This is a genomic window from Snodgrassella sp., assembly GCF_024103505.1.
Taxonomy (GTDB): Bacteria; Pseudomonadota; Gammaproteobacteria; order Burkholderiales; family Neisseriaceae; genus Snodgrassella; species Snodgrassella communis.
Window position 1 is genome coordinate 115,607 of record NZ_JAGGIJ010000004.1, and the last position, 26,641, is coordinate 142,247.

Consider the following 26,641-nt stretch of genomic DNA (forward strand, 5'->3'; position numbering starts at 1 on the left):
ATTCTGGTTACAGAATACTCTATGCAAATTAAAATGTTAATTTATTGCTGCTTAAAGTAAAAACATACTATACAAAACTATTATTATACGGTATGTTTAAGAGCAGAAATAATCAGGAAAATGAAATATGGCAATTACTTTATGGCAGTATTTGCAGTATTTGAAATACTTCGCTGTTGCTCTGCTTTTGCTAATCGGGTTTATTATTGTCTACCTGCGCATCACTCCTGTAGCTGAACTGAAATTAATTAAACAGGGCAATATAGCCTGTGCTACTTCACTCAGTGGTGCTATGACCGGTTTTTGCATCACTCTGATTTCCAGTATGCTGCAATCAGTAAGCCTGATCAGTTTCATTATCTGGGGCGTGGCTGCCATGATTGTGCAGATTCTGGTGTATTTTATTGCCACTTTGCTTATTCCCAAAGCCAATCAGGAGCTGGCAAACAACAATATCGCAGTTGGCATCCTGTTTTTTGGTCTGTCGATAGCTATCGGCATTCTCAATGCTGCTGCATTAAGTTAATAAACAAACTTTTAAATCTGGATACGAACAATGGTACTGAATTCTATTTTTGGTAGTAATGGTTTGGGTGGTTTCATCAAGAAACAATTTATCGACGTTATCCAGTGGGAAAATCCCGACCCTGATGTATTAATGTGGCGTTTCCCGCTACGGGATCAGGAAATCCAGAATGGTGCTGCTCTGATAGTACGGGAATCTCAGAATGCCATGTTTGTAGATGAAGGAGCCATTGCTGACCAGTTTGGCACTGGCACATTCACCCTGAATACTCAGAACTTGCCCTTACTCACTAACCTGAGACACTGGGGTAAATTATTTCAGTCGCCATTCAAATCTGATGTGTACTTTTTTAACATGCGCCAGCAGCTATCCAGACGCTGGGGCACAGCTCAGCCGGTTACCATTCGCGACAATGATTTCGGTGCCATCTCTGTACGCTCGTTTGGTATGTATTCCTTCCGTATTGCCCAACCGGCAGTTTTCTTTCGCGAAGTAAGTGGTGTATGTGAGGAATATCGCACCGAAACACTGGAAGAGCAGTTGCGCAATCTGGCTGTTACTCAGCTGGCCAGTGCTTTCGGTAGTTCAGATATTCCTTTTCTGGATATGGCTGCCAATCAGCTGATGCTGTCTCAGCAAATGACTACTTTGCTGCAACCGGCATTTGCCGCGATCGGGCTGGAGCTGGAAAATTTTACCGTAGAAAGTATTACCTTGCCCGAAAACCTGCAACAGCGTCTGGATGAACGCATGGGTATGGGTATAGTTGGTGATATGGCACGGTATGCTCAGTATCAGACTGCACAGGCTATTCCTCTGGCTGCTCAGAATGAGGGCGGTGTTGCCGGTATTGGTGCCGGACTGGCAGCGGGAATGAATATAGCCAATGTCATGACTTCCGGTATTACTGGTGCCGCAGCCACACAGTCAGCACCGGCAGGTGGCACAGAAACCACTGCCGCAGACCCGACTGCCAGACTGGCACAACTGAAAACCTTGCTGGAGCAAAATCTGATTAGCCAGAATGATTACGATACAGCTAAGGCTGAGATTATCAAAAAAATCACTGGTTAGCCGGTTGTATGAACAGTTCTTCCTATCTGCTGCATAGCACCTGTCCCAGCTGTGGGGCTGAAATAGGCATTCACTCAGCTACCGCGGTAACTGCTGTTTGTGGTTATTGTCATTCTGTTTTATTAATTAATCAGAATAAGCTGGTTCAGTCTGGTCGCCATTCTGCGGTTTTAAATGACTTGTCGCCACTGCAAATCGGTACCTCCGGTGTGTGGCAGGGCAAGCCATTTACTTTAATCGGGCGCATGCAGGTTAATTACGATGCTGGTTCGTGGAATGAATGGCATGCGCTGATGCATGATGGTAGCAGTGCATGGCTTTCCGAGGCCAACGACCGCTTTGTTTTCACCCGTCTGCAACCAGCACTGCCTGATCTTCGTGCTTTGCCTGAGTTCAGTAATCTGAAAATTGGTAATACCTTTTTCAAATACCAAAAGCGTGGCTATGCCGTTGCCGATATCCGGAATATCCAGCGTGGTCAGTATGCTGCTGAGGGAGAACTACCTATATCTTTACCGCAGTCTGAAACTGCTCAGGTAGTTGATTGTCGCAATGGCACATCTTTTATCACGCTTGATTATTCAGACGGAAAGTCTCAGCCACAGGTATTTGCTGGGAAGGGAGTGGCACTAGAATCACTGCATTTGCAAAATACCCGCACACCTGAGCAGATACGTACCCACTCGGGTTATGTCAAGGGCAGTACTAAAAGAGGCAAGTGCCCTAATTGCGGAGGGGAAATCCGCTGGGTAAGTGGTATTGCTGATTATGTGGTGTGCCAGTATTGCCGTAGCCAGTTGGATATGAGTGAAGAAACTGCCCAGCTGCATGCGACTGGTGAAATGCGCCAGCATCAGGAGCACTATCTGACCATTAAAATTGGCAGCAGAGCGCGGATTGGCAATGAACGCTGGTGGGTACTGGGCGCGATGGTGCTGTATGACGTACCTGTTAATAAAGTTATGCCGGATGTACCTTTATATATTCAGGTAGCCGAACGTGCGGAAACTGACATAGAAACGCTTAGCTGGACGGAATATCTGCTCTATTCCCCCAAAAAAGGGTTTTTATGGCTACTGGAGCTGGAAAACAATCGATGGGCACTGGCTTCAACGCTGGATGACTGGCCTACCTTAAACAGGCCATTAGAGCCAATTGATTTCAGAAAGGATAAAGTTCCTTTTCTTTATGATTATGCCGCTCATGTTCTCTATGCTGTTGGTGCTTTTTATTGGCAGGTAGCACCGGGCGACAGTATGTATTACGTCGATTATGGCTGTGAACAGCGTAAGTTATCCACTACCCTGACTCAAAACGAACAGTCGTGGTCGGTTGTCAGCAGTATTCCGGCATCATTGGTAGCAGCATGGTTTAAAGATAATAAAAATATCAGTATTAAGGCAAAACCACTGTCAGCTGATAAAGCCGTTAAAATCGTCCATGAACATCAAAGACTCAAGGCAAAAGATTTTACTATAGGTAATATCAGAAAATGGCGTTTGCAAGCTTTCATTAAACCCGACATTGATGTTCGTACTGTTGAATTTTGGATGGTTTTATTTATTATTTTGAATTTACCGATATTTATATTTATAGGAGGACTGGATGATAATGATTTTGGCATCACGTCATTAATATTTCATTTCATCACTTACGGATTGCTTGTAAAAATTCCTTATTGGACATGGGGTATATTTGAATCTACAGATAGTGCCAAAAAATATAACCCTTATTTAGCAGCCCTGATTGTCATCATATTTACTTGGTGCAATTATGCTATCTATATCAGCGATAAAGAAGCTGGTACTTCTACTGATAGCCACTATTATGGTGGCAGTGGCGGTCGGTGGCATAAATAATGCAGCTTCATCAGGCTATAGGACAACATTGTCTACTAGATGTATATCAATTGACCAGTAGCTGGTTGCAGGATGCCATTGCCATTGAAGAAGTATTGGTTCAGGTAGCACAGGTGGCGCAGGCGCATATTTTGGCCAGCCATTTTCATACCTTTGGCGGCTGCGGCGGCGTAACTGGTGTACTGTTACTGGCAGAATCACATATCAGCATTCATACTTGGCCGGAGCATCACTATGCTGCCATTGATATTTTCATGTGCGGGCAGTTGCTGGTTGAAGCAGCAGTAGCTGAATTACAACAATTACTACCAGATGCACAGATGCAGATTCGCTGGTTAGCACGTGAATATTTACCAAAAATATAAAATATGTTTTCTAACTTATGCTGATTAGAAAATCCTAATGTTTTTTAATTTTACAATTATCCGTTTCCTACTCCTTTAGATGATTGATATCCGAAATTTCTACGCCGCTTTTTTGCCATTTATACAGGATTGAGTTACCCATGCCATATTTATGGCACAGTTCTTAAAGCGCAACACCGGCTTGTGCTTTTTTAAATAGAGATAATTTGGTGCTCAGTCTTTTTTATATTTAAATTCTCGTGGGTTAATGGAGAAATTTCAAATTTGGGCTGTACTCTTTTAGAGGGTAGTTACATCAGGCGCCTGTGAACTACAAAAACTCTTGCTTATGGTAAGATAAATCGAGAGCTAAGCAGAATGATTAAATTATGCTTGCTCCTAAAGTATTTTGAAAATGCTTTAAAGCCCAGTTATGTCCTGTAATGTCAAAGCTGGCAACGGCTTGTTGATGGATGACTATTTTATAATTGAGATTATAGGCATCAACTGCGGTATGTAAAATACAAATATCGGTACATACGCCAGTTAAATGTACTTCTGTGATGTTTCTTTCACGCAGACGTAAATCCAGATCAGTACCACTAAATGCTGAATAATGACGTTTATTTAACCAGTAAACTTGCGGATTAGATTGATTTATTGTGTACAGGTTCTTCAATGCACCATATAAATCCTGTCCCTCTGTACCGATGATGTTATGTGGCGGAAATAATTTATTTTCTGGATGATACTGATCATTTGCCTGATGGGCATCAATGGCAAAAACCACAAAGTCACCTTGCTCAATAAATGTTCTGGCCACATTGACCATTTCTTCTTCAATTGATTGTCCAGCTATTCCGGTGGTTAATGCGCCATTTTCAGCAATAAAGTCATTAGTGTAATCAATTGAAATCAGTGCTTTCATTGGCTATCCCCAAAGATTTTGGTAATTTGTAGTTAGTTGTTTTAAATTGTAAAATGCTTCTGCTGATATTTTAGCTTTAATTTATGGTTTATATATAGCTGTTTTGTGCTAAAACATGAGCTCAGATGAATCTACAGTCTGTACACAGTGCAGCATATTGACCAAAATAGTGCATACTGCGTTTGCAAAAATATCAGGCCAATACAATTGATATTGGCCTGATAGCGTAGGATTAGTTTGTATAAGACTGCATAATTTGATGGCTGTAGCAATTATTTCCAGTAACGCCACCACGGAATGGCATTATGGTCATTCCATGGTTTCTGTAAATAAGGGCTGTCTGGAAAATTCTGTGCCAGAACACGTTTTGTGTCATCGCTCAATGCCTGTTCACCCAAATTTGCATATGCTGAAATCATGATTGCCAGCGCTTCTTCTACATTGGGGGTGTTTTGATATTGGGAAATCACTGTCTGTGCTCGTCCCACTGCCGCCAGCCAAGCACCGCGTTTCATGTAATAGCGAGCTACTGATAGTTCATTGCCACCAAGTGCCTCCAGTAGTTTCTGCATTTTAGTACGGGCATCATCGGCATATTTGCTCTGGGGGAAATACTGCACCAGCTGGGCAAAGGTAGTATAGGCTTCGCGATTGGCTTTCGGGTCACGGTCAGACCAATCCTGTTTAGCCAGTTTGCTGACAAAGGATTTGTCTTCATTCAACTGTATCAGTGCTTTCAGATACAGTGCGTAATCCATATTTGGATGTTGCGGATACAGACGCTGGAACTGTTCGACAGCTGCCAGTGCCTTGTCGTTCTCATCGTCCTTGTAATAAGCATAAGCTAGATCCAGCTGAGCCTGTTCTGCATAGGAGCCATAAGGGAAACGTGCCTGTAGAATTTCGTATAATTTCTCAGCATGAGTATAATTACGGTGCATCAGCTCATCATGAGCTTCATTATACAGACGCTGAACAGACCAGTCCCGGGTAATTTGGGAATCTTTATCGACCGTACTTGTGCTGGCACAGGCACTCAGTAACAGGCCTAAGGCCACCGCCAAAAACAAATTTTTCATGGAAGACACTTCTTTGTTAGAGAATGATGACGATTATAACGATGATTTGCCCTTTGCGGCAGATGATAGTGCACAAACTTATAAAAATTGGGCAGTACCAAATGATCTGGCCGGCTTGCGCTTGGATGCAGCACTGGCAAAATTGGTGCCAGAATTCTCCCGCAGTCGCCTGACTGCATGGATAAAGGATAATCATGTTACCGTTAATGGCAGTGTGGTACCACCCAAGTATAAATTAATCGGTGGTGAAACCATTCAGGTAGCTATCCAGCAGGATGAAAGCCAACAGGCCTTTGTACCTGAGTCTATGCCATTGGATATTATATATGAAGATGATTGTGTACTGGTGCTGAATAAGCCTGCCGGACTGGTAGTCCACCCTGCTGCAGGCAATTGGCATGGTACGCTCCTTAACGGGTTGCTTGCTTATTGTCCGGTACTGGCACAGGTGCCTCGTGCCGGAATCGTGCACCGGCTGGATAAGGATACCAGTGGTCTGATGGTGGTAGCCAAAACTGTAGCTGCGCAAACGCAGCTGGTACGCCAATTACAGGCACGTACTGTGAAACGCACCTATCGTGCTGTAGCGGATGGCACGGTACCCTTTGATGGCAAAATTGAAACCTTAATTGGGCGTGATCCGCATAATCGTATTCGTATGGCTGTTGTGCCTTTCGGTGGCAAGGAGGCCATTACCCATGTCAAGGTGCTGGAGCGTTATGCTGATTTCAGCTATATAGAGTGCCAGCTGGAAACCGGTCGTACTCATCAAATCCGTGTGCATATGAAAGCAGCCGGTCATCCACTGGCTGGAGATGCGCTTTATGGCAATCCGCGCCAGCCAGCTACAGCTGAAGTCAAGGCAGCAATTAAAGCAATGGCACGTCAGGCACTGCATGCTTATCGTCTGTGCTTTGTTCATCCGCAAACACAGGAAACTATGCAGTTTGAAGCACCATTGCCGGCTGATATTTATCATTTGCTCTCCGTGCTGCGTTTACAGGCTGGCATGGACTCTGCGATTAAAACCGCAGATGAGTGGCAGCAGCGTTTGGGTACCGAAGCGGAAGATGAAGATTGGGATGACGATGATTATGATGTGGATGTTATTTATGTACGCGAATAGAGTAGCACGATGAATCAGTGGGACATGAATCAGGCACTTGGTCTGACTCAGGACAAAAAATCCTTTTTTGAGGCAGAATGGCCGGCACCGGCTAATGTACATACCCTGATTTCTACGCGACAAGGTGGTGTGAGCCGGCCACCATTTACTTCATTAAATGTTGGTGCGCATGTAGGAGATCTTTCGGAGGCAGTACAGCATAATCGCGCATTGGTGCAGCAGCAGGTGGCAAAGCCGCTGGCCTATCTGAATCAGGTACACAGTGCCGAGGTAACCGATGCTATGTCGGCATTAACTGCGTTGCAGGCGGGTAGGCCAGAAGCTGCTGATGCCAGTTTCTGCCGGCAGGGTGAAGTAGTAGCCTGTGCCATTATGACTGCGGATTGTCTGCCTGTATTGATGTGCGACCGTGCCGGTACGGTAGTGGCTGCGGCACATGCCGGCTGGCGTGGACTGGCAAATGGGGTATTGCAGAATACAGTAGAGGCCATGCAGGTCAATCCAGTGGAAATTCTTGCTTATCTGGGGCCGGCAATCGGACCGGAAGCCTTTGAGGTAGGTGCGGAAGTGTGGGAAGCATTTTGTCTGCGCCAGCCCAAGGCACAGGCCGCCTTTGCTGATATTGGTAATGACCATTATCTGGCAGATATTTATGCGCTGGCACGGCTGGCTCTGGCTGATGCAGGTGTACATCAAGTCTACGGCGGTACTGAATGCACGGTTTTACAGCGTGAACGTTATTTTTCTTATCGACGTGATGGACAAACGGGACGTATGCTGAGCGCAATCTGGCTTGACTAAAAAATAAATGCTGAATCAGACTTGGTTTTGTTGCATTCTTAACAGTACAGCCAGCAAAGAATATATTTATAAGGGCAAAATAATGGCTGATTTTATGTTGGAAAAAACTAAATCTGACAGCATTGCGCAGGTTGTGCAGGCTATTGCTGTGTTGTGTGAGTTTGCTGCCGTATTGCAGTGACAATGTTCTAGCCAAGACGATAAGTGTGCAGAATCCGATGTCTGGGACGGCACGGCGGATAGCAGTTTGTTTTGCGATGGAAAATTTTTATGTAATTTGAATAATAGCAACGGAATGTTGCATCAAGAGCGGTGGCAGCTACCGGTGCGTTTGCAGGTTTTGTACTGGGATAAATGGAGGCATCGCATAATATGAAACATGGTGTAACAAGGTCAGTAATTACTCAGGAGAAAGTCAATATTTTTGCTCGCTACTATGACTTTTGTCTGCTTGGATGCTAATAAATAGCAGTTAAATCAGTAAGCTGTTTTTAGTTGCAAGTAGGTCGGATAGTTTATGACAATAGCTAATATTGCATCGTTCAGAAGATAATTGTATTGCTTAGGTTAATAATTCATTTTTATTCTATTAAACATATATTAATATTCAGTCAAAAGTATTAATTGTTATATGGTATAAGTTTACATATAATGGCAGGTTTATTACGGTTTATACGGATATATGGAGTTTGCGATATCTGCCTGGCGCGCAGTTAGTCCTTTTCACCAGACTTTAGCAGACTGGCGGCAATGGATAGCACAGGGAAGAGACATCAATGGTTTAACGGCCACAGACATTGATGTTTCTTTTTTACCTGCCATGAAAAGACGTCGTTTAAGCTTAGCCGCTCGTTTGATGTTTGCGGCATCATGGTCTTTGTTGCCTGAGAATGTATCTTGTCCGGTGGTTTTTGTTTCTCATGATGGTGAGATTAACCGCAGTTTTCAATTGTGGCAAAGTTTGCTACGGCAGGAAGAGCTGTCACCGACTTCATTTGCTTTATCTGTCCATAATGCCGTTGTCGGCCAGTGGTCGCTGATGCGTGCAGATATGAGTGAGTGTATTGCTTTAAGCGCGCGATACAATGGTCTGGAAATAGGCATTACTGAAGCAGTGGGTTTGCTGGAAGAGGGTGCCTCTCAGGTTTTGGTGGTGGTGGTGGAAGAACCTATTGTGGCTGAATACAATGTGGCAGCGGTGCGTGCGCCATTTCCACTGGCGCTGGGGTTAATCCTTACCGCAGGTAAGCAGACAAGTCTGACCTACAGTCCGAAGATGGCGGGGGCTACAGATAATCCACTGGCTGCTGCCCTGAATTATTATAGTAGCCCGCTGGGCTGGATTGAGCAGCAGATAACAGAGCAGCCTGTGCGCTGGCAGCCAGCTGAAAAGGGAGTCTGGCAGTGGCGGATGGGTTGAAAGGTTGGTGCAACTGGGTGTGGCGCTGGTGTGCAACGGCAATGGGCTTTGTGATTTTTGGTGTATTTGGGCTGCTGTTTAAGTTTATTCTTTTGCCTTATACCTTGCCATCAGTAAGAAACAGTACGGTCAGCCATATACGGGCGCGGCGGCTGGTGGCGCATATCTGGGCGGCGTTTATCCGTTATTTGAGTGTTACAGGGGTTATTGCTGTTCGTTATCATGGTTTTGAGCGCCTCGGACAGCCCGGGCAATTGATTCTGGTGAATCATCCGTCATTACTGGATGTGGTGTTTATGCTGGCTAAGGTTCCCACGCTCAATTGTATTGTTAAAAAAGATTTGTTGTGTAATCCGGTAATGAGAAGCCCGATATTAGCCTGCGGATTCTTGCCCAATGATGAATCAATGCAGGTTGTCGAGGATGCTGATGCAGTATTGCGCAGCGGGCAAAGCCTGCTGATTTTTCCTGAGGGCACGCGTACCGGATGGGATAACAAGATAAGCTTTCATCGCGGTGCTGTGTCTATTGGGTTACGCAGTGCTCGTGTGATTACGCCGGTTGTGATTGTGATGAATCCGCCGGCGCTGAAAAAGTACCAACCGTGGTATCAGGTGCCGAAACAGAAAATTCATTATGATTTTTATGTGGGTGATGATATTGACCCACAGTTGTGGTTACAACATAAACCCTTGCCTATAGCGGCAAGAGAACTTAATCAGCAATTGCAGGAATATTTCCAGCAGGAATGTAGTAAAAGAAAGTTGTGAATGAGTGATTTAGTTATTCAGATTAAAGAATTGATTATTGACAGTTTGGGGCTGGAAGACATCACGGTAGATGATATCGGGGATGATATGGCTTTATTTGGTGATGACGGCCTCGGGCTGGATTCTGTAGATGCTCTGGAGTTGGGATTGGCAATCCAGAAAAAATTTGGCGTGCAAATGGAAAACGACAGCAGCCAGCTGCGCGAGCATTTTTTCAGTGCCGGTTCTTTAGCCAGTTATATTCAAAGCAAACACTGAAAATAATCTGTTTTTATTTTAAAGGGAATACCGGCGTATGACTGAACAGGAAATTTATGCCATTCTGGCAAACGCATTGGAAAATCTGTTTGAAATTGCACCTGAGCGAATCAAACCTGAAGCCGATTTGTTTGCTGATCTGGAGATCGATAGTATTGATGCGATTGATTTGATTGATTATATCAAACGTCAGACCGGGCACAAGCTACAGGCTGAAGATTTTCGTAGTGTGCGTACGGTGGCTGATGTGATTCAGGCAGTTATGAATAAGGCCAGACAGGTAGAAAATGCCTAGGCTGTATATGGCCGTTAATGCAGTACTTGTTCTGGTCAGTTTCCTGTATCCGTTTATCTGGTATTTTGGTCAGAAATATACTGGTGTGATCCCAGTTGCTGTGCTGATGGCCATAATATGGCTGTTAAGGGCTTTGTTTAGCAGAAAGCCCTTACAGAAGCTACTATCGTGTGTGCTGATGTTTCTGTTTGTGTTGCTGGCTTGGTTACATTCAACTGCGGCCATGTACTGGTATCCGGTGATGGTGAGTATGCTGTTGTTGCTGGTGTTTGCTGCCAGCCTGTTTAGCCGGCAGTCAATCATTGAACGTTTTGCCCGCTTACAGCATCCAGATTTGCCTGACACCGGGGTACGCTATACCAGACGGGTTACGCAGATATGGTGTGGCTTTTTCTGTATGAATATTCTGTTTACTTCAGGTCTGATTCTGGGCAAATACTGGCATGCGTGGGCGGTGTATACGGGCGTGATTTCTTATCTGCTGATGGGTATATTGTTTGGCGGAGAGTTTCTGTACCGTCGGTTTAGATTAAAAATATAAATATGATGATGGCAAATCAATTCTGGGCAGAACGTACTCATAGTCAGGCTTTATTTGCTACTGGTGCGGATAGTTTGAGCTGGCAGCAGGCTATGCAGCAAATTGCTGTATTAAGCCAGTATTTATCTGGTCAGTCGGTGAAGCGTGTTGGTCTGTATTTTGATGATGCTGCTTATTTTGCCATTGCTTTATTAGCCTGTGTACAGGCAGGTGTTGATGTTTATCTGCCGGCCAGTTTATCTGATGATAATTGTGTCTGGCTGGAGCAGACTGTAGATATTTATCTGGCTGATGAAGTCACGAATAAACTCGCCATACCCACATTGCCGGTATCTGAATGGGCTGCACTTGGCTGCGCAGAAGTAAATTGTTATTTTGTCAATAATATTGCTGTTGTTCTGCAAACTTCCGGTTCTACTGGTGTGGCGAAACTGATTAATAAAAATTGGCACGAGTTATGCCTTGAAGCTCAGATACTGGCCACAACGCTGCCGGCTACGATGATTCAAGACCAGCCGATTGTGCTGGGCAGTGTCAGTGTGCAGCACATGTATGGTTTGAGTTTTCGCATTATGCTCAGTCTGTATCTGGGCTTGCCTATTTACCGGCAGCGTCTGTTTTTTCCTGAAGTGCTGCTGGTGACCAGTCAGACTTACCGCAATGTTATCTGGGTTAGCAGTCCGACTTTGCTGCACACTCTGCGCTTATCCCATGATGTTTCTCTGGCTCAGGGGCATGTTGTTGCAGTTATTTCTGCTGGGGGAGTACTGGCACAAACCAGTAAGGCTTTTCTACTTGAGCATATCTGTCCTAATGTGGTGGAAATCTATGGCAGCACTGAAACGGGTGCAGTAGGCTATCGAGGTGACCAATCTTACTGGCAGTTTTTTCAGGATGTCCGCCATAGAGTTGATGAGAATGGCTTGGCTATTCAATCACCGCGCTGTGCGACGGAACAGATTCTGGCTGATGCGATAGTTGAATATGAAAACGGCTTTGAACTGTTGGGACGGCTGGATCGTATTATTAAATTGGCCGATAAACGCATTTCTCTGATGCAATTGGAAAATAAGCTCATGACACATGAGTGGGTGGCTGATATTCATATTTTGAAGCATCCTGAGGGTACTCATCTGGCCGCGTGGGTGGCTTTGAATGATGTCGGTATTCAGGCTTGGCGTCAGCAAGGGCGCAAACAGGTTATTCTTCAACTGAAGGAGTGGCTGGCAGGTAGTCAGGAAAAGATTGCGCTACCGCGCCATTGGCGATTTACTACGGCTTTGCCTCGCAATGCTCAAAGTAAACTGAATCCGGTTGATGTACAACAGGCTATTTTGCAGCCTGTTACTCAGCCGGTAGTTTTAGACCAGAAAGCGGTTGCGGCAGATGAATACTGGCTACGCATACAGGTTCCGCTTGATTTGGTGTATTTCAGAGGCCATTTCGATGCCTTTCATCTGGTGCCGGGGGTTATTCAGATAAAGTGGATTATAGAATTACTGCAACGGTGCTCATGGTTAACTCAGATGCCATTACAGATGGAAAATTTGAAATTCCAGCATTTTCTGCGGCCTGCTGATGTTGTGGAACTGGTGTTTAAACGCGATTGTATACGCCGGAAAATATCCTTTCAGTGCTTAATGCATGACAAGAAAATTTCTTCTGGCCGGCTGGTGATTCCTGATAGTGAGAGTCATGTATTATGAAATTGCTGGCTGTGATTCCGCATTACAACCATGTGCATACTGTCGGTAAGGTGGCACAGGCAATGCAGGCTTTCGGAATAGATTGCCTGATTGTGGATGATGGTTCTGATGATGCAGCCATAACCGCACTGCAACAGTTATCACTGGCTGGTACTGAGGTGATATATCGTGCCCAAAATGGTGGCAAAGGGGCAGCGGTAAAAGACGGGATAAGATACGCTGCCTTGCATGGCTATACTCATGTATTGCAGGTAGATGCTGATGCACAACATTGTCTGGCCGATACGCAAAAACTGGTGGCAGCAGCTGTGGCACAGCCGCAGGCTGTGGTCTGTGGCCGGCCGGTATATGGTGCTGATACACCCAAAGCACGGCTATATGGGCGCAAGGTTACTAATTTCTGGTTGGCAGTGAATACTTTATCACTGGATATCAAAGATGGTATGTGCGGATTCCGTATTTATCCGCTGGTGCCGACTATTGATGTGATTAATAGCGAACATGTTGGCAATTACATGGATTTTGATGCCGAGCTTTTGGTGTACCTGCATTGGCGAGGCTGTGCCTTTGTCTGGATTGATACACCAGTGACTTATGCATCTGACGGCATTTCACATTTTCGTGTCTGGCAAGACAATATCCTGATTTCCAGAATGCATGCGCGTTTATTTGTCAATATGTTATGGCATGCACCCGGCCTGTTGTGGCGCCGCTGGCAAAGGAAAATACATGACTAAATCCAGCCGTCACTGGGCAAACCAGCAGGAACGTGGCAGTAACATAGCTTTGTTGCTTACCCGTTATCTGGCCAAATACTGTCCGGCGTGGATTTTGTCGCCGATAGTTTGTCTGGTAGTAGCGTATTTTTATCTGACTGCGGCGGCAGCACGCCGTAATGTGGCTCGCTATCAGCATTTGCTTGCGCAAAGCTGTGTGGAGCTGGCACCGGTTCTGGCCAGAAGAGGTTCGGTTTTCCGGCAGTTTTATGCTTTTGCTCAGGCTATTGTAGACCGCTTTGCGGTCTGGCAGGGGCGTATCAGCTATGAAGACCTGATTATTCATGACTCAGATAATCTTTCTCAGGATATTGAACAGCCGGTTGCAGGGACTACCGGGCAGATATTTGTCTGTTCGCATCTGGGGAATACAGAAATTTGTCGTGCTCTGGTCAGAAAGCACCAGAATCTGGTTCTGAATGTATTGATTCACAGCGGTCATGCAGTGAAATTCAATCAGGCATTAAAAGATGCCGGTGCTTGCCGGATTCGCCTGATTCAGGTGACATCGCTGGATGCGAAATTGATGATGGAGTTAAATGAGCGGGTGCAACGTGGTGAGTGGCTGGCTATTGCTGCCGATCGTGTACCGGTACGGGGAGAGAAAACCGTGGCCGTAACGTTTTTGCAGCAGATGGCACGCTGGCCGCAAGGACCGTGGTTATTGGCAGGCTTGTTGAAAGTACCCGTTAATACTCTGTTCTGTATTAAGCAGCAGGGTAAATACCATTTGTACCTGCAACGTTTTGCGGCCAGTGTTAGCTGGCAGCGGCAGCATCGGGAGCGGTGTATTGAGCAATATGTTCAACAGTATGCTCAGTTGCTGGGTGCTTATTGCATTAAGGCACCAAGACAGTGGTTTAATTTTTTCGATTTTTGGAATCAGAATGACAGGGCAGCATAGGCAATTGCGTCACAGTACGGTACTGGAAGTACCTTTTTTTGATGTTGATTCAATGGACATTGTCTGGCACGGACACTATGTCAAATATCTGGAAGTGGCACGCTGTGCTTTTTTAAGTGCTATTGGTTATGATTATAATGTCATGAAAGCCAATGGCTATGGCTGGCCAATTGTGCAATTGCAGTTGAAATATGTACGGCCAGCGGTTTTCGGGCAAAAAATCCGCATTGACGTTATTTTAAAAGAATATGAAAGCTGCCTGAAATTTGATTATGTCATTAGTGATTGTATCAGTGGGGAAAAACTGACTAAGGCTTCCAGTATGCAGGTAGCTGTGTGTATAGCCACGCGGGAAACCCAATTTCAGACTCCGGAAAGCTGGTTACAGGCAGTTAGACGAGCCATGCAAAATGGTTTGGAAAGGGAAAATTAATATGTTGAAAAAGTGTTTCTTGCTGTGCTGGTGTGGTCTGTTAAGCGGTTTTTTGTGGGCATTTAATTTAACCGATTTGCAAAATCAGCTGCAACAGCCGCAAAGTATTAAGGGCAATTTTACCCAGCAGCGTTATCTGCGCGGTACCAGTAAGCCGATTGTCGCGCAAGGACAGTTTGTGTTGGTGCCAAAAGCCGGTTTGTTATGGCAAATGAAAAAACCTTTTGTCGATACTATGCGGGTGCGCCAGTCCGGTATTGAGCAGCTTAATGCCAGTAATCAGTGGGTGGCGCGCAAGCAGTCGGCCAGTGCGCAAAAAAATCAGGTAAAGCTGTTTCTGGATTTGCTCGCCGGGCAAACTAGTGGCTTACAAAATCAGTTTAGTTTGCAATTAGAAGGTACAGCTCAGACCTGGCAATTGCACCTGCAACCCAAAAGCGTTTTGATGAAACAGATTTTCACCAGAATCGATATTCAGGGTGATAGTGTGGTAAAAAAAATCACGCTGTCTGAGGTGCAGGGTGACCGTACCGAGATTATATTTTCTGCCTTGAAAGTCAATGCTGTGCTGAGCAGGTTTGAGCAAAATGCCGTTTTACCGTAAACCTATCTGGGCGTGGTTGTATTTGCTGCTGATTCTTTGTGTAGCGGTTGCATTATTGTGCAGTTGGCTGCAACAGAATCGTTTGGATACGGATTTGACCAGTCTGTTACCGGCAGAAGGGCAAAATATTCAGGCGCAGCAGTTGGCTAAAGTGCGTATGAACCAGCGCATGAACCGCGACATGGTGGTGTTACTGAGCAGTGATTCTCCTGATAAAACCCTGGCAGCGGCACACATGCTTCAGAAAAAATGGCAGGACAGCGGTGTATTTGAGGCTGTTACCGGCAAGATTGAACCTGATGTGGCTGCTTTGCAGGCTAATATACAGCGCTTACGTCTGGCAGTGGTATCAGAAAATAGCTGGCGCCACATCATGAATCAGCCCAGAGAGGCTTTTGCCAGACAGGCACAGGCACTGGTTAATCCGTTTGCAGAACGCAGTGTATTGCCTGCTGAGCAGGACTGGCTGGGTCTGGGTAATATTGTCATGCATCAGGCCAGTCAGGATGGGCCGGTTTTTTATAATATCGAGACTGGCTGGCTGAATATTGATGATGGTGATACAACATGGGTTTTATTACGGGCGCGGTTACCGGAAAAAGCCGGTCTGATTAATATACCCGATGGTTTGCTTGCTCTGATTGAAGATACGCAGGCTATTCTGGCACAGCAAAAGGTGCAGGTACTGATGGCTGGTGGCGCTATTTTTGCCGCAGAAAATAAAAGCATCGGTGAACGGGAAAGCCAGTATATGAGTATACTGGGTATGGGGTTGACTTTTCTGCTGCTGCTGCTGCTTTTCCGCAGCCTGCGTATTTTGTATTTGTTGCTGCCTCTGGTTGTGGGCGTCTTGTTTGGCATGGCGGCAACTGTGGCACTCTGCGGACATATTCATATTCTGACATTGGTAGTCGGAACCAGTTTGATGGGGGTACTGCTGGATTTTCCTCTGCACTGGCTGGCCAGTGGCGTAATCCAGCAGCAATGGCAGCGCTGGCAGGCTTTACATATGGCCAGTAAAGCTTTTTTATTAAGCCTGATTATTACATTACTGGGCTATGCGGCTTTATTGATTACGCCGCTGCCGATACTGCAACAAACGGCGATATTTTCCGCTGCTGCGCTGATTAGTGCATTTTTATTCAGTTTGCTGTGTTTGCCAGTTTTTTTTACCACTACTCAGGCGCGCATACATCCACGGGCTTTGCATGCCATGCTGGTTCTGGGCAATATGATAATTCGTTGCCGGCAGGTTATGGTGCAGAAAAGATGGCCGTTTTTGCTGGTGTTATTACTGCTGGCTGGTGGATTATTCCGTTTAGATACCCATGATGATATCCGCCAGTGGGTCAACTTATCGCCAGAATGGCTGGCACAGGCACAGAAAATCGGTGTACTTACCCAGACTATGCCCGCTGGGCAGTATTTTGTGTTACAGGCAGATAATGACGATGAACTGTTAACCAAAAGCCATGCTTTGGGGCAATCGTTACAGACGCTGGTTGCGCAAAAGCAATTAACCGGTTTTCAGTCACTGGATCAGTGGATTACACCGCTTAGCATACAAAAACAACGTCAGCAGGATATAGGTCACCTGCTGGCCAATGCTGATAACTGGCAGGACTTAACTCGTCTGGGAATTGCTGAACACAGTATTCAGGACTACTTGTCCGGTTTGCAGCAACAGCCTGTTCAAACCATTTCCCAGAGCCTTGACAATGATCTGGCTACGGCCTGGCAGGATTTATATCTGGGCAAAATGGCTAATGGACAGGTGGCAGCTTTGGTCAGCTTGTCTGGGGTAAGCCATGTTGCAGCCTTGCAGAAATTGGCTGATAACAATAACGGTATTTATTTTGTTAATGATTTACAAGCGTTAAATCAATTATTTACGCATACGCGTAATCAAGCCATTGCCCTGAAAGCAGCCTCTTATCTGCTAGCCATTGTGTTACTGGCTTATGTTTTTGGCTGGCGTAAAGGTTGGCTACTGCTGGCTGTGCCTGTTCTGTCTTCATTATTCTGTCTGGCGATATTCGCTTATGCGGGCTGGCCGTTGTCTTTGTTTGCCATTTTTGGGCTGTTTCTGGTCACGGCCATTGGTATGGATTATGCCATTTATGTGTCAATCAGCCAGATGGCTGTCGCCGAACGTTTGGCCGGCGTGTTGCTGGCTGCAACAACGACAATGATTTCGTTTGCCATTCTGGGCTTCAGTGCGACGCCGGCTATAGCCAGCTTTGGTCGCAGTGTTGCCTTCGGTGTATTTTTTAGCATGATACTGGCACTGGCCTTGCTGCCCAGAGCCAATAATAAGGGGATGTAATGAATCAGTTTGATGTAGTGATTATCGGTGCCGGGCCGGCCGGCGCCATCGCCAGTGCTTTACTGAATAAACAGGGGCATCGTGTTTGTGTATTGGAAAAGCAGGTTTTTCCCCGTTTTGTAATTGGTGAAAGCCTGCTGCCACACTGTATGGAATTTATCGCTGAAGCAGGAATGCTGGAGGCGGTAAACGCGGGTGTTGAGGATGGTTTCCAGTTTAAGAATGGCGCTGCATTCAACTGGGGTAATCGCTATACCAGCTTTGATTTTACGGATAAGTTTTCATCAGGCCCGGGCACAACTTTTCAGGTGACGCGTGCCCGTTTTGACCATATTCTTATTAGTGAAGCGCAAAAGCAAGGTGTGGAAGTTTGTTTTGAGCATAGTGTCAATGGTGTTGAATTTGAGCAGGATGCGGCTGTGCTGTCGGTAACGGATGCACAGGGCATGCCTTATCAGATTCAGGCTCAATTCGTACTGGACGCCAGTGGTTATGGACGGGTATTGGCAAAATTACTGAATCTGGAACAGCCGTCTTCGTTACCGGAGCGCATGGCTTATTTTACCCATATTGATGACAATGTCACTGATGCGATATTTGATCGTAATAAAATTCTAATCTGTACTCATCCGGATTTGCGCGATGTTTGGATTTGGTTTATTCCATTCAGCAATAACCGTACTTCCATTGGTGTGGTAGGTTCACCGGAATGTCTGAATAATCACGGCGCAGAAGGTGCTGAAGCGATTTTGCAAAAATTTGTCAGTGAAGTGCCGCTGCTTAAACGGATTCTGGTCAATGCACAGTGGCATAACGATGTACCATTTCGAACCTTGCGCAACTACTCGGCCAATGTCAAAAGTCTGTATGGACAGCGTTTTGCCTTGTTGGGAAATGCTTCTGAATTTCTTGATCCGGTTTTTTCTTCCGGCGTGACAATTGCCATGCATTCGGCCAAGCTGGCTGCGGATATACTACACCGGCAATTTTCAGGAGAAACAGTCAATTGGCAGCAGGACTATGCTGATGCATTACAGGTGGGTATCAATACATTCAGAACCTATGTCAATGGTTGGTACAGTACCGCTTTTCAGGATGTAATCTATGCAGAACAGGTTAATCCTGATATCAAACGCATGATTAGTTCTATTCTTGCAGGTTATGCATGGGATGAAACCAATCCATATGTAATCAATTCCGAACGCCGCTTGGCTGTGCTGGCAGAAATATGTGGTCAAGCCAAATGAAATTAAAGCAAGGTTTTATCTGGCTGCTGTTAATGCTTAGTTTAAATGGCTGCCACAGTTTACCAGTGATTGATACCTTACCTGTATTAAAACAGACATTAAGCTTACAGGTTACCGATGCAGATGGAAGCAATAGTCTGCTGTTAATTGAGCCGTTAACGGAGCAACAATGGCGCTTTGTACAGGTAGATAGCCTAGGGGCACCAGTATCCAGACAGATTCTGCAACGAGGCAGGTGGCATAACGATGGGTTTCTGCCACCCAATCCCCAAGCACGGCAGTTATTTACTGCTGTTTATGCCTATCTTGGCCATCGGCATCACTGGTCTATACCTGCTAAGCTTAAAGAGGTCAGAATTTCTTCTCATACCGATGCCGATGGGGCAGTTGCTGATATTAGTTGGCATAAAAGGCATTGGCAAGTGAGGGAGATGGCTAATGATTAAGCCAGTTTTTTTAAGTCGCCCGGCAATGGTCAGCGCGCTTGGCTGTGGTGTGCATGAGCATATCAGTGCTTTGCTGGCACCGGAAAGCAACTATCTCACTAGCAGCGATTACTGGGTAAGCGGTCAATCATATTTGTTTGGTTCAGTCCGGTCGCAATTGAGACCTTTTCCGGCTGATTTAAAATCTGATTTTCGTAGCCGCAATAATCAGTTGTTGTGGCATGCACTTTTTCAGATTGAGGACGAAATTCAGGCTACCATTACCGAGTATGGAGCTGATCGTGTGGCGGTGGTACTGGGGACATCAACAACAGGTGGAGATGAGAACCGCGCTGCGCTTGAACATGGCTTTATCCGGCAGGATTGGGCGAACAGTGGTTATAATCAGGCTTTGCAGTTAATGTCCTCACCGGCAGATTTTGTCGCTGATGTCTATCAGTTACGCAATTTACATTATGGTATTTCAACCGCCTGTACTTCTGGTGCCCGTGCACTGATCAGTGCAGCCCGTTTACTGCACATGGGTATGTGCGATGCGGTGATCTGTGGAGGAGTTGATACGCTGTCAGCGCTAACCATTAATGGCTTTCATGCATTACAAGTGTTATCACCGGGACAATGTCAGCCATTTACCGCCGAGCGCAATGGTATCAATATTGGTGAGGCCGCTGCTGTATTCGTGATGACCCGTGATCCGGCTAAAGGACTGCCATTATTGGGCTATGGCTCCAGCAGTGATGCCTATCATATGTCCAGCCCGCGACCTGATGCGGTGGGTGCTAGAAAAGTGATTCAGCAGGCCTTACAAAAAGCACAATTAGCGGCTAGTGCCGTGGGCTGGGTTAATCTGCACGGTACCGGCACCATTCAGAATGATGCTATGGAAGCACTGGCTATTCATAGTGAATTGGGGGCGGAAGTTTCTTGTGCTTCAACTAAGGCACTCACTGGACATACACTTGGTGCTGCGGGTGCCCTTGAAGCCGCTTTTCTATGGACAGTGATCAGCCAGCAAACCAATCCTGCTGGCAAGTTACCCGCACACCGGGCTAATGCACGTATCGATCCGGCATTAGCGCCCATTCATCTGACCCGTTTTCAGGAAACATTTGCTGATGGCCGTGCACGCATAGCATTAAGTACTTCATTTGCTTTTGGTGGCAATAACACGGCATTAATTATGGGGAGCAATGATGCAAACCCCGATTTATGATGTGGCGGCACTGCTGCCACACAGTGGCAGAATGGTGTTACTGGATGAAATTAGCGCCTACGATGAGCACAGTTTGACTGCTTATGCCAACGTGAAACCGCAGCAGATACTGGTTACCGATGGTTGTCTGCCCTCCTGGGCTGCCATGGAAATGATGGCTCAGGGTGTTGCTGCCTGGGCAGGCGCGTTGGCTTGTGATGCTGGTGAACCAGTGCGGCTGGGTTTTTTACTCGGAACAAGAAAATTACATCTCTATTTTTCCACATTACCTGTACCGGCTGTATTGCAGGTTAAGATTCAAGCCTCTTTACAGGATACCAATGGTTTTGGTGTTTTTGATAGCCAGTTATGGCTGTGTGATCAAACCCGTACGCCAAACCGGTTACTGGCCGAGGCAGCACTCAATGTATACAGTCCTACTGAGAACATATTAATGCATGATGATGAATAATGACAAAACCATTCTGGTTACCGGTTCTGCCCGCGGAATTGGTAAAGCCATAGCCCTGACGCTGGCTCAGGCCGGCTGGGATATTGTACTGCACTGCCGCAGCCAGCTTGCGGAAGCTGAAAAAGTGGCGGCTGAGATTACCGCACTGGGCGGTCACAGCCGCATACTGACTTTTGACATCAGTAACCGGCAGGCTTGTCAGGAAACATTACTGGCAGATATTGAACAGCATGGTGCTTATTATGGCGTAGTACTGAATGCCGGTATTACTCGCGATAATGCGTTTCCTGCGCTCAGTAATGAAGACTGGGATCAGGTACTGGGTACAAATCTGGATGGCTTTTTTAATGTACTGCATCCGTTGATGATGCCGATGATACGCCGGCGCAAAGCAGGACGGATTGTTTGCGTGGCTTCTGTTTCGGGCATAACCGGTAATCGGGGGCAGGTAAACTACAGTGCATCTAAAGCTGGCCTGATTGGTGCGGCCAAAGCACTGGCAGTAGAACTGGCCAAACGTAAAATTACCGTCAATTGCGTGGCACCCGGTTTGATTGAAACAGAAATGATTGATGAACACGTACCTGTTGCCGAGATTCTCAAAGCCATCCCCATGAATCGGATGGGACAGGCAGAAGAGGTGGCTCATGCTGTGGCTTTTCTGGTATCCGAACAGGCTGCTTACATTACCCGGCAGGTATTGGCTGTGAATGGAGGTTTATGTTGAGACGTGTTGTGATTACAGGTATGAGTGGTGTCAGCGCACTGGGGCATGACTGGCCGACAGTAAAAACCGGCTTGCTGGCTTACAAAAATAAGGTAGTCCACATGGACAGTTGGGGGCGGTATAAAGACTTGAATACCAGACTGGCCGCTCCTATTCCTGATTATCGCCCGCCAGCGCATTGGACGCGCAAACAACTGCGCAGTATGGGAAAAGTAGCTCAGATGTGTACACAGGCGGCGGAAGACGCATTGGCGGATGCAGGATTGCTCGGAGATGAATCAATAAAAGACGGGCGCATGGGCGTTGCCTGTGGTTCTTCTACTGGCAGCCCGCAAGATATTCGTGATATCAGTGAACTTGTTCTCAATGGCAGTTCTGCAAATTTTAATGCCAATACTTATGTGCGCATCATGCCGCATACGACCGCTGCTAATCTGTCAATTTTCTTTGGTCTGACAGGACGGGTTATTCCAACTTCCAGTGCCTGTGCATCCGGCAATCAGGCTATCGGCTATGCTTATGAAGCAATCAAGTATGGCAAGATTGATATGATGCTGGCTGGAGGAGGAGAAGAACTATGCGTTTCTGAAGCCTTTGTATTTGATTCACTGTTTGCCACCAGTTTGCGCAATGATACGCCAGAGCTGTCGCCATGTCCTTATGATGCTGGTCGTGACGGGCTGGTTATCGGGGAGGGTGCTGGTATTTTGGTGCTGGAAGAATATGAAATGGCCAAAGCCCGTGGAGCCAGAATTTATGCTGAAATAGTTGGATTTGCCTGTACCAGCGATGGTTCTCATATTACCCGTCCAGAACGCGCTACCATGCGCCGTTGCATGCAAATGGCACTTGAAGATGCTCATCTGCCGGCTGCTGAGGTTGGCTACATTAATGGTCATGGTACGGCAACAGAACAAGGTGATATTGCCGAAACCCTTGCTACTGCCGATGTTTTTGGACAGGTGCCTATCAGCTCACAAAAAAGTTATCTGGGGCACACACTGGGTGCCTGTGGTGCCCTAGAATCATGGTTTTCAATTCAAATGATGAATGAAGGCTGGTTTGCACCTACCCTGAATCTGAATCAAATCGATAACCGCTGTGGCGAGCTGGACTATATCGTCAACAGTGCACGTACTATCGATACCGAATTTGTTATGAACAATAATTTTGCCTTTGGCGGAGTAAATTCTTCTCTCTTATTTAAACGGGTGGGCTAACTGGCCACCGATGCCAGTCAAAAACATACTCCTGCCAGCGACCAAATCCATAAGTACAATTTTGTGCTAATACAGAACAGCCAGCAGGATAAACTGCACTAATATGCCAGTATTGATCAATGACACAGCTATAAGCCTGCACCGGAGGATTTAAGGCTGGAATATGGATTGCATCGTATCCGGTTGGTATCAGACACCACTGGCGCATATCAGTTAATTGCCCACGACTGATTTTGATCAAAGCCTCCTTAAGCGTCCATAACTGGTAAAAAGCAGTGGATAAATCGGATTGCTGTGTCAGCCAGCGCTGTTCATTAGCAGTGCAGCAAAGCTGAGCCAGCGCCAGAAAATTGCGTTCTTGTGCGTACTCCATATCAATGCCCGGTATATACTGTGCTGAGGAGCAGGCAATCAAACCCGCATGGCCTTTCTTATGGGTGAGAGAAAATTGCGGATAAGAAGCAGAAAGCTGCTGTTTTAAAAAACGGCTACTTTGCCAGTCAACACGCTGGGCTAATTGAGGATGCTGTTGTAAACGCAGTTTATCTGCCTGATCCAGTTTCAGACTGTTATACTGGCCGGATACATCGGCAGTTGTAAGCAGAATCAGGCAGTCTTGGTTCATCATGTAGTACACTTTTTATTGATTAAAGGAGTAAAGAATGAAGAAGTTCTCGCAATCAATCGCATTGGTAGCATTGCTGGCTTGTGTATCTGCTGCCTATGCGCGTGATGACAAATTACTGTTGCCTATTCAGGATGCACTTAATGCACCAGAAGCAGCACAAGTATTGAATCCAAACGTCAAACTTTATTTTGCTAAAAGCTCAGGCCGTGTAATAAAGTCTGGCCTGGTTACCAATCGTAAAACCAACAGCGTAGGCAAATCAGACGAAGCTGCCTGCCAGTGGGCTTTTTTGGCAGCAGTTAAACAATTGCAGGAACAGGCTGCTGCTCAGAATGCTAATAAAGTAACCAATATTGTCAGCTATTATAAGAAAAACAGCATGGCCAGTACAAAAGTGTATGAATGCCATGCTGGTGGGGTGATTGCTGGTGTTGCCTTAAAAGGCGATTTAGCCAACTAAAAATACCACTATCTGCCATATAGCCGCCGTTTATCTCGTTTAAGATAATCCGGCGGTTTAATTATAGGTATTGAGTTACTCAAGCACGAATAAATGATCAGTACGAATTAATATACAAAATGTCCAAATTGGGTGTATAGATACAAAATAACCAATAATTGAGCTTGTTTTTCTGTCTAAATTTACGTATATTAGCTTATTAGAATATATTGTAACTTGATGAGATGAATAAATTGGACAAAAGGTCAGTTATGCAATTGAATATAGACCGCCTGATTGCCTATTTTGGGGGCGTAAACGCTTTAGCAGAAGCACTCAAACAGCATTATCCGGATAGTGCCGCTTCAACGGCTGCTATCTATAAATGGCGCAAGCGTGGTTCATTGCCATTAAATCAGTTACAAAAAATTATTCTGATGGCTGAGAAACAAAACAAGCCGCTGGATATCAATGCATTTATGCAACACAATAACATCACCTTGGAGAGACCAAGAATGCCCAGTACCAATAATCAAGTCATTATATTCGACACAACCCTGCGTGATGGAGAACAGTCGCCGGGGGCGGCCATGACCAAAGAAGAAAAGATCCGCATTGCACGCCAGTTGGAAAAACTGGGTGTGGATGTGATTGAGGCAGGTTTTGCGGCTGCCAGTCCGGGGGATTTTGATGCTATTCACAGCATTGCCGAAATTATCCAGAATGCTACTGTCTGCTCTCTGTCACGTGCCAATGAACGCGATGTACGCAAAGCCGGCGAAGCAGTTGCGCCGGCCAAACGCAAGCGTATTCATACCTTTATTGCTACCAGTCCATTGCATATGGAACATAAATTACGTATGAAACCGCAGCAGGTTAAAGAAACTGCGGTTAAAGCAGTGAAAATAGCGCGTGAATATACCGATGATGTGGAGTTTTCCTGTGAAGATGCACTGCGCAGTGATATCAATTTTCTTGCTGAAATCTGTCAGGCAGTGATTGAAGCCGGTGCCACCACCATCAATATCCCCGATACAGTGGGTTATGCCATTCCATTTCAGACAGAAGCATTCTTTCGTGAACTGATTCAGAAAACCCCGAATAGCGATAAAGTCATCTGGTCGGCACACTGTCATAATGATCTGGGACTGGCCGTTGGCAACTCACTGGCCGCAGTAAGCGGCGGTGCACGGCAAGTGGAATGTACCATTAATGGTCTGGGTGAGCGGGCAGGTAATGCCAGTTTGGAAGAAGTGGTTATGGCTTTGAAAACCCGCCACGATATTTTTGGGCTGGAAACCAATATCGATACCACGCAGATCGTGCCCACCTCAAAAATGGTTTCTACCGTTACCGGTTATCCGATTCAGCCGAACAAAGCCATTGTTGGTGCCAATGCATTTGCACATGAATCAGGCATTCATCAGGACGGCATACTGAAATGTCGTGAAACCTATGAAATCATGTCTGCCGAATCAGTTGGCTGGAGTACCAACCGGCTAACTTTGGGTAAACTTTCCGGTCGTAATGCTTTCCGCACCAAACTACAGGAATTGGGTATTGAACTTGATAGTGAAGAAGCCCTTAATGCTGCCTTTGCCCGCTTTAAAGAGCTGGCCGACAAAAAACGTGAAATTTTTGATGAAGATTTGCATGCATTGGTATCTGATGAACTGGAAAGCCGAGCTCCCGATCGTTACAAATACATATCACTGAGCATTCGCAGTGAAACTGGCGAAGAACCAGTGGCGGAAATCGTCTTTAATCTGGACGGCAACGAAAAACGTGCCAGTGGGCATGGTTCAGGACCGATTGATGCTGTATTCAAAGCTATTGAGTCTGAAGCGCATAGCAGTGCAGATTTACAATTGTATTCGGTCAATGCCATCACCGCCGGCCCAGAAAGTCAGGGAGAAGTTACCGTGCGTTTGTCACATGAGGGTCATCTGGTAAGCGGGCAGGGAACCGACACCGATATCATTGTTGCCAGTGCCAAAGCATATCTGTCTGCCCTGAACAAGCTGAATAGTCAGCCACGCGTTAAGGCTCAGGGGATAATATAAATAAAGTAAAATCTGCAAATACTTAAAAGCTAATTAATCTAAAAGTGCCTGTTCTTTGGTTTTCCAACCAAAGAACAGGCACTTTTTATGTAAAAAAACTTTAGATTTTGCTATACAAACTAACTATATTAAGTTTATGATATTTTATAAACTTATTAAATTTCAGTCATATCTGATTTAAACAAGGGTTTTAAAAAATTGAATTTCCCTCTATACGATTAGTTTGAAGCCATGAAATATATTAAACAGTTTTTGTGGGTACTATCTGTATTTGCTTTTACCATGACTAATGCTTTTGCTGTAGTAGATGAAAACAGTACTGCTTACCAGCAAGGCAGAATGATTGGCAAGATTTTCACAATTATTTTTGTATTACTTATTATTCACAGAATTTATAAATACTTTAAAGAAAAATAGTTTTTTAAATAGCTTTGTAT

General features: G+C 45.6%; 28 protein-coding genes. 25 read left to right on the forward strand and 3 right to left on the reverse strand.

Going from position 1 to position 26,641, the window contains the following annotated elements:
- Positions 1 to 127: 127 nt before the first annotated feature.
- The 4 genes from J6578_RS05665 to speD all read left to right on the forward strand — a co-directional run bounded on the left by J6578_RS05665 (position 128) and on the right by speD (position 3,824).
- Positions 128 to 526, forward strand: a complete 399-nt coding sequence (locus tag J6578_RS05665; protein WP_093092781.1) for a DUF350 domain-containing protein — start codon at positions 128 to 130, stop codon at positions 524 to 526.
- A gap of 63 nt (positions 527 to 589) precedes the next feature.
- A complete protein-coding gene (locus J6578_RS05670) occupies positions 590 to 1,600 on the forward strand; it encodes an SPFH domain-containing protein (protein WP_239366296.1) in 1,011 nt (336 codons plus the stop codon).
- 8 nt (positions 1,601 to 1,608) lie between these two features.
- Positions 1,609 to 3,459: a DUF4178 domain-containing protein gene (locus tag J6578_RS05675; protein WP_287954082.1), complete on the forward strand. Its 1,851-nt coding sequence runs from the start codon at positions 1,609 to 1,611 to the stop codon at positions 3,457 to 3,459.
- Positions 3,459 to 3,824, forward strand: a complete 366-nt coding sequence (gene speD, locus J6578_RS05680; protein WP_287954083.1) for an adenosylmethionine decarboxylase — start codon at positions 3,459 to 3,461, stop codon at positions 3,822 to 3,824. Before J6578_RS05675 ends, speD begins: the two co-directional genes overlap by 1 nt.
- Positions 3,825 to 4,185: 361 nt before the next feature.
- Here speD and J6578_RS05685 read toward each other — a convergent pair whose 3' ends face one another.
- Both J6578_RS05685 and J6578_RS05690 read right to left on the reverse strand, forming a co-directional pair.
- Positions 4,186 to 4,731, reverse strand: coding sequence for a cysteine hydrolase family protein (locus J6578_RS05685; RefSeq protein WP_100150305.1), 546 nt, complete (start codon positions 4,729 to 4,731; stop codon positions 4,186 to 4,188).
- A 272-nt stretch (positions 4,732 to 5,003) separates the two neighbouring features.
- The gene (locus tag J6578_RS05690) at positions 5,004 to 5,810 is read right to left on the reverse strand and encodes an outer membrane protein assembly factor BamD (protein WP_100150304.1); all 807 of its coding nucleotides are present in this window, start codon (positions 5,808 to 5,810) and stop codon (positions 5,004 to 5,006) included.
- Here J6578_RS05690 and rluD point away from each other — a divergent pair.
- The 19 genes from rluD to J6578_RS05785 all read left to right on the forward strand — a co-directional run bounded on the left by rluD (position 5,809) and on the right by J6578_RS05785 (position 23,074).
- Positions 5,809 to 6,936, forward strand: coding sequence for a 23S rRNA pseudouridine(1911/1915/1917) synthase RluD (rluD, locus tag J6578_RS05695; protein ID WP_093092791.1), 1,128 nt, complete (start codon positions 5,809 to 5,811; stop codon positions 6,934 to 6,936). The genes J6578_RS05690 and rluD overlap by 2 nt on opposite strands.
- 9 nt (positions 6,937 to 6,945) lie before the next feature.
- Positions 6,946 to 7,737, forward strand: coding sequence for a peptidoglycan editing factor PgeF (gene pgeF / locus J6578_RS05700; RefSeq protein ID WP_502957592.1), 792 nt, complete (start codon positions 6,946 to 6,948; stop codon positions 7,735 to 7,737).
- Positions 7,738 to 8,419: 682 nt separating this feature from the next.
- Positions 8,420 to 9,157, forward strand: coding sequence for a beta-ketoacyl synthase chain length factor (locus J6578_RS05705; RefSeq protein ID WP_239366199.1), 738 nt, complete (start codon positions 8,420 to 8,422; stop codon positions 9,155 to 9,157).
- Positions 9,158 to 9,198: 41 nt separating this feature from the next.
- Positions 9,199 to 9,927, forward strand: a complete 729-nt coding sequence (locus J6578_RS05710) for a lysophospholipid acyltransferase family protein (RefSeq protein ID WP_287954119.1) — start codon at positions 9,199 to 9,201, stop codon at positions 9,925 to 9,927.
- Positions 9,928 to 10,185, forward strand: a complete 258-nt coding sequence (locus J6578_RS05715) for a phosphopantetheine-binding protein (RefSeq protein WP_100138678.1) — start codon at positions 9,928 to 9,930, stop codon at positions 10,183 to 10,185.
- A gap of 37 nt (positions 10,186 to 10,222) precedes the next feature.
- Entirely contained in the window at positions 10,223 to 10,480 is a 258-nt protein-coding gene (locus tag J6578_RS05720) for an acyl carrier protein (RefSeq protein ID WP_239366197.1), read from the forward strand.
- Positions 10,473 to 11,021, forward strand: coding sequence for a COG4648 family protein (locus tag J6578_RS05725; protein WP_287954084.1), 549 nt, complete (start codon positions 10,473 to 10,475; stop codon positions 11,019 to 11,021). Before J6578_RS05720 ends, J6578_RS05725 begins: the two co-directional genes overlap by 8 nt.
- 2 nt (positions 11,022 to 11,023) lie before the next feature.
- Positions 11,024 to 12,727 carry an ApeI family dehydratase gene (locus J6578_RS05730; protein WP_287954085.1) on the forward strand — a complete coding sequence of 568 codons (1,704 nt, stop codon included), beginning with the start codon at positions 11,024 to 11,026 and terminating at the stop codon, positions 12,725 to 12,727.
- Positions 12,724 to 13,464 (forward strand): glycosyltransferase family 2 protein, encoded by a 741-nt coding sequence (locus J6578_RS05735; RefSeq protein ID WP_239428383.1) that lies wholly within the window; start codon positions 12,724 to 12,726, stop codon positions 13,462 to 13,464. Before J6578_RS05730 ends, J6578_RS05735 begins: the two co-directional genes overlap by 4 nt.
- Positions 13,457 to 14,407: a lysophospholipid acyltransferase family protein gene (locus J6578_RS05740; RefSeq protein ID WP_287954086.1), complete on the forward strand. Its 951-nt coding sequence runs from the start codon at positions 13,457 to 13,459 to the stop codon at positions 14,405 to 14,407. Before J6578_RS05735 ends, J6578_RS05740 begins: the two co-directional genes overlap by 8 nt.
- Positions 14,391 to 14,840, forward strand: coding sequence for an acyl-CoA thioesterase (locus J6578_RS05745; protein ID WP_100138684.1), 450 nt, complete (start codon positions 14,391 to 14,393; stop codon positions 14,838 to 14,840). The genes J6578_RS05740 and J6578_RS05745 overlap by 17 nt, the downstream gene beginning before the upstream one ends.
- 1 nt (position 14,841) lies before the next feature.
- A complete protein-coding gene (locus J6578_RS05750) occupies positions 14,842 to 15,444 on the forward strand; it encodes an outer membrane lipoprotein carrier protein LolA (protein ID WP_287949977.1) in 603 nt (200 codons plus the stop codon).
- Entirely contained in the window at positions 15,428 to 17,770 is a 2,343-nt protein-coding gene (locus tag J6578_RS05755; RefSeq protein ID WP_287952056.1) for an MMPL family transporter, read from the forward strand. Before J6578_RS05750 ends, J6578_RS05755 begins: the two co-directional genes overlap by 17 nt.
- Positions 17,770 to 19,017 carry an NAD(P)/FAD-dependent oxidoreductase gene (locus J6578_RS05760; RefSeq protein ID WP_287952055.1) on the forward strand — a complete coding sequence of 416 codons (1,248 nt, stop codon included), beginning with the start codon at positions 17,770 to 17,772 and terminating at the stop codon, positions 19,015 to 19,017. Before J6578_RS05755 ends, J6578_RS05760 begins: the two co-directional genes overlap by 1 nt.
- Positions 19,014 to 19,463 (forward strand): hypothetical protein, encoded by a 450-nt coding sequence (locus J6578_RS05765; RefSeq protein ID WP_287952053.1) that lies wholly within the window; start codon positions 19,014 to 19,016, stop codon positions 19,461 to 19,463. Before J6578_RS05760 ends, J6578_RS05765 begins: the two co-directional genes overlap by 4 nt.
- Entirely contained in the window at positions 19,456 to 20,676 is a 1,221-nt protein-coding gene (locus tag J6578_RS05770; protein WP_100138688.1) for a beta-ketoacyl-ACP synthase, read from the forward strand. The genes J6578_RS05765 and J6578_RS05770 overlap by 8 nt, the downstream gene beginning before the upstream one ends.
- Positions 20,657 to 21,127, forward strand: a complete 471-nt coding sequence (locus J6578_RS05775; RefSeq protein WP_239428387.1) for a hotdog family protein — start codon at positions 20,657 to 20,659, stop codon at positions 21,125 to 21,127. The genes J6578_RS05770 and J6578_RS05775 overlap by 20 nt, the downstream gene beginning before the upstream one ends.
- Positions 21,120 to 21,854 (forward strand): 3-oxoacyl-ACP reductase FabG, encoded by a 735-nt coding sequence (gene fabG / locus J6578_RS05780; protein WP_502957685.1) that lies wholly within the window; start codon positions 21,120 to 21,122, stop codon positions 21,852 to 21,854. Before J6578_RS05775 ends, fabG begins: the two co-directional genes overlap by 8 nt.
- Positions 21,848 to 23,074, forward strand: coding sequence for a beta-ketoacyl-ACP synthase (locus tag J6578_RS05785; protein ID WP_287949985.1), 1,227 nt, complete (start codon positions 21,848 to 21,850; stop codon positions 23,072 to 23,074). The genes fabG and J6578_RS05785 overlap by 7 nt, the downstream gene beginning before the upstream one ends.
- Here the strand turns inward: J6578_RS05785 and J6578_RS05790 are convergent.
- Positions 23,058 to 23,702, reverse strand: coding sequence for a 4'-phosphopantetheinyl transferase family protein (locus tag J6578_RS05790; protein ID WP_287952050.1), 645 nt, complete (start codon positions 23,700 to 23,702; stop codon positions 23,058 to 23,060). The genes J6578_RS05785 and J6578_RS05790 overlap by 17 nt on opposite strands.
- Before the next feature lie 34 nt (positions 23,703 to 23,736).
- On the opposite strand from J6578_RS05790, the gene J6578_RS05795 reads away from it, so the two are divergent.
- Together J6578_RS05795 and J6578_RS05800 are read left to right on the forward strand one after the other, a co-directional pair.
- A complete protein-coding gene (locus tag J6578_RS05795; RefSeq protein ID WP_100138693.1) occupies positions 23,737 to 24,162 on the forward strand; it encodes an excinuclease ABC subunit A in 426 nt (141 codons plus the stop codon).
- 251 nt (positions 24,163 to 24,413) lie between these two features.
- Positions 24,414 to 26,204 (forward strand): 2-isopropylmalate synthase, encoded by a 1,791-nt coding sequence (locus tag J6578_RS05800; protein ID WP_093092795.1) that lies wholly within the window; start codon positions 24,414 to 24,416, stop codon positions 26,202 to 26,204.
- Positions 26,205 to 26,641 lie beyond the last annotated feature (437 nt).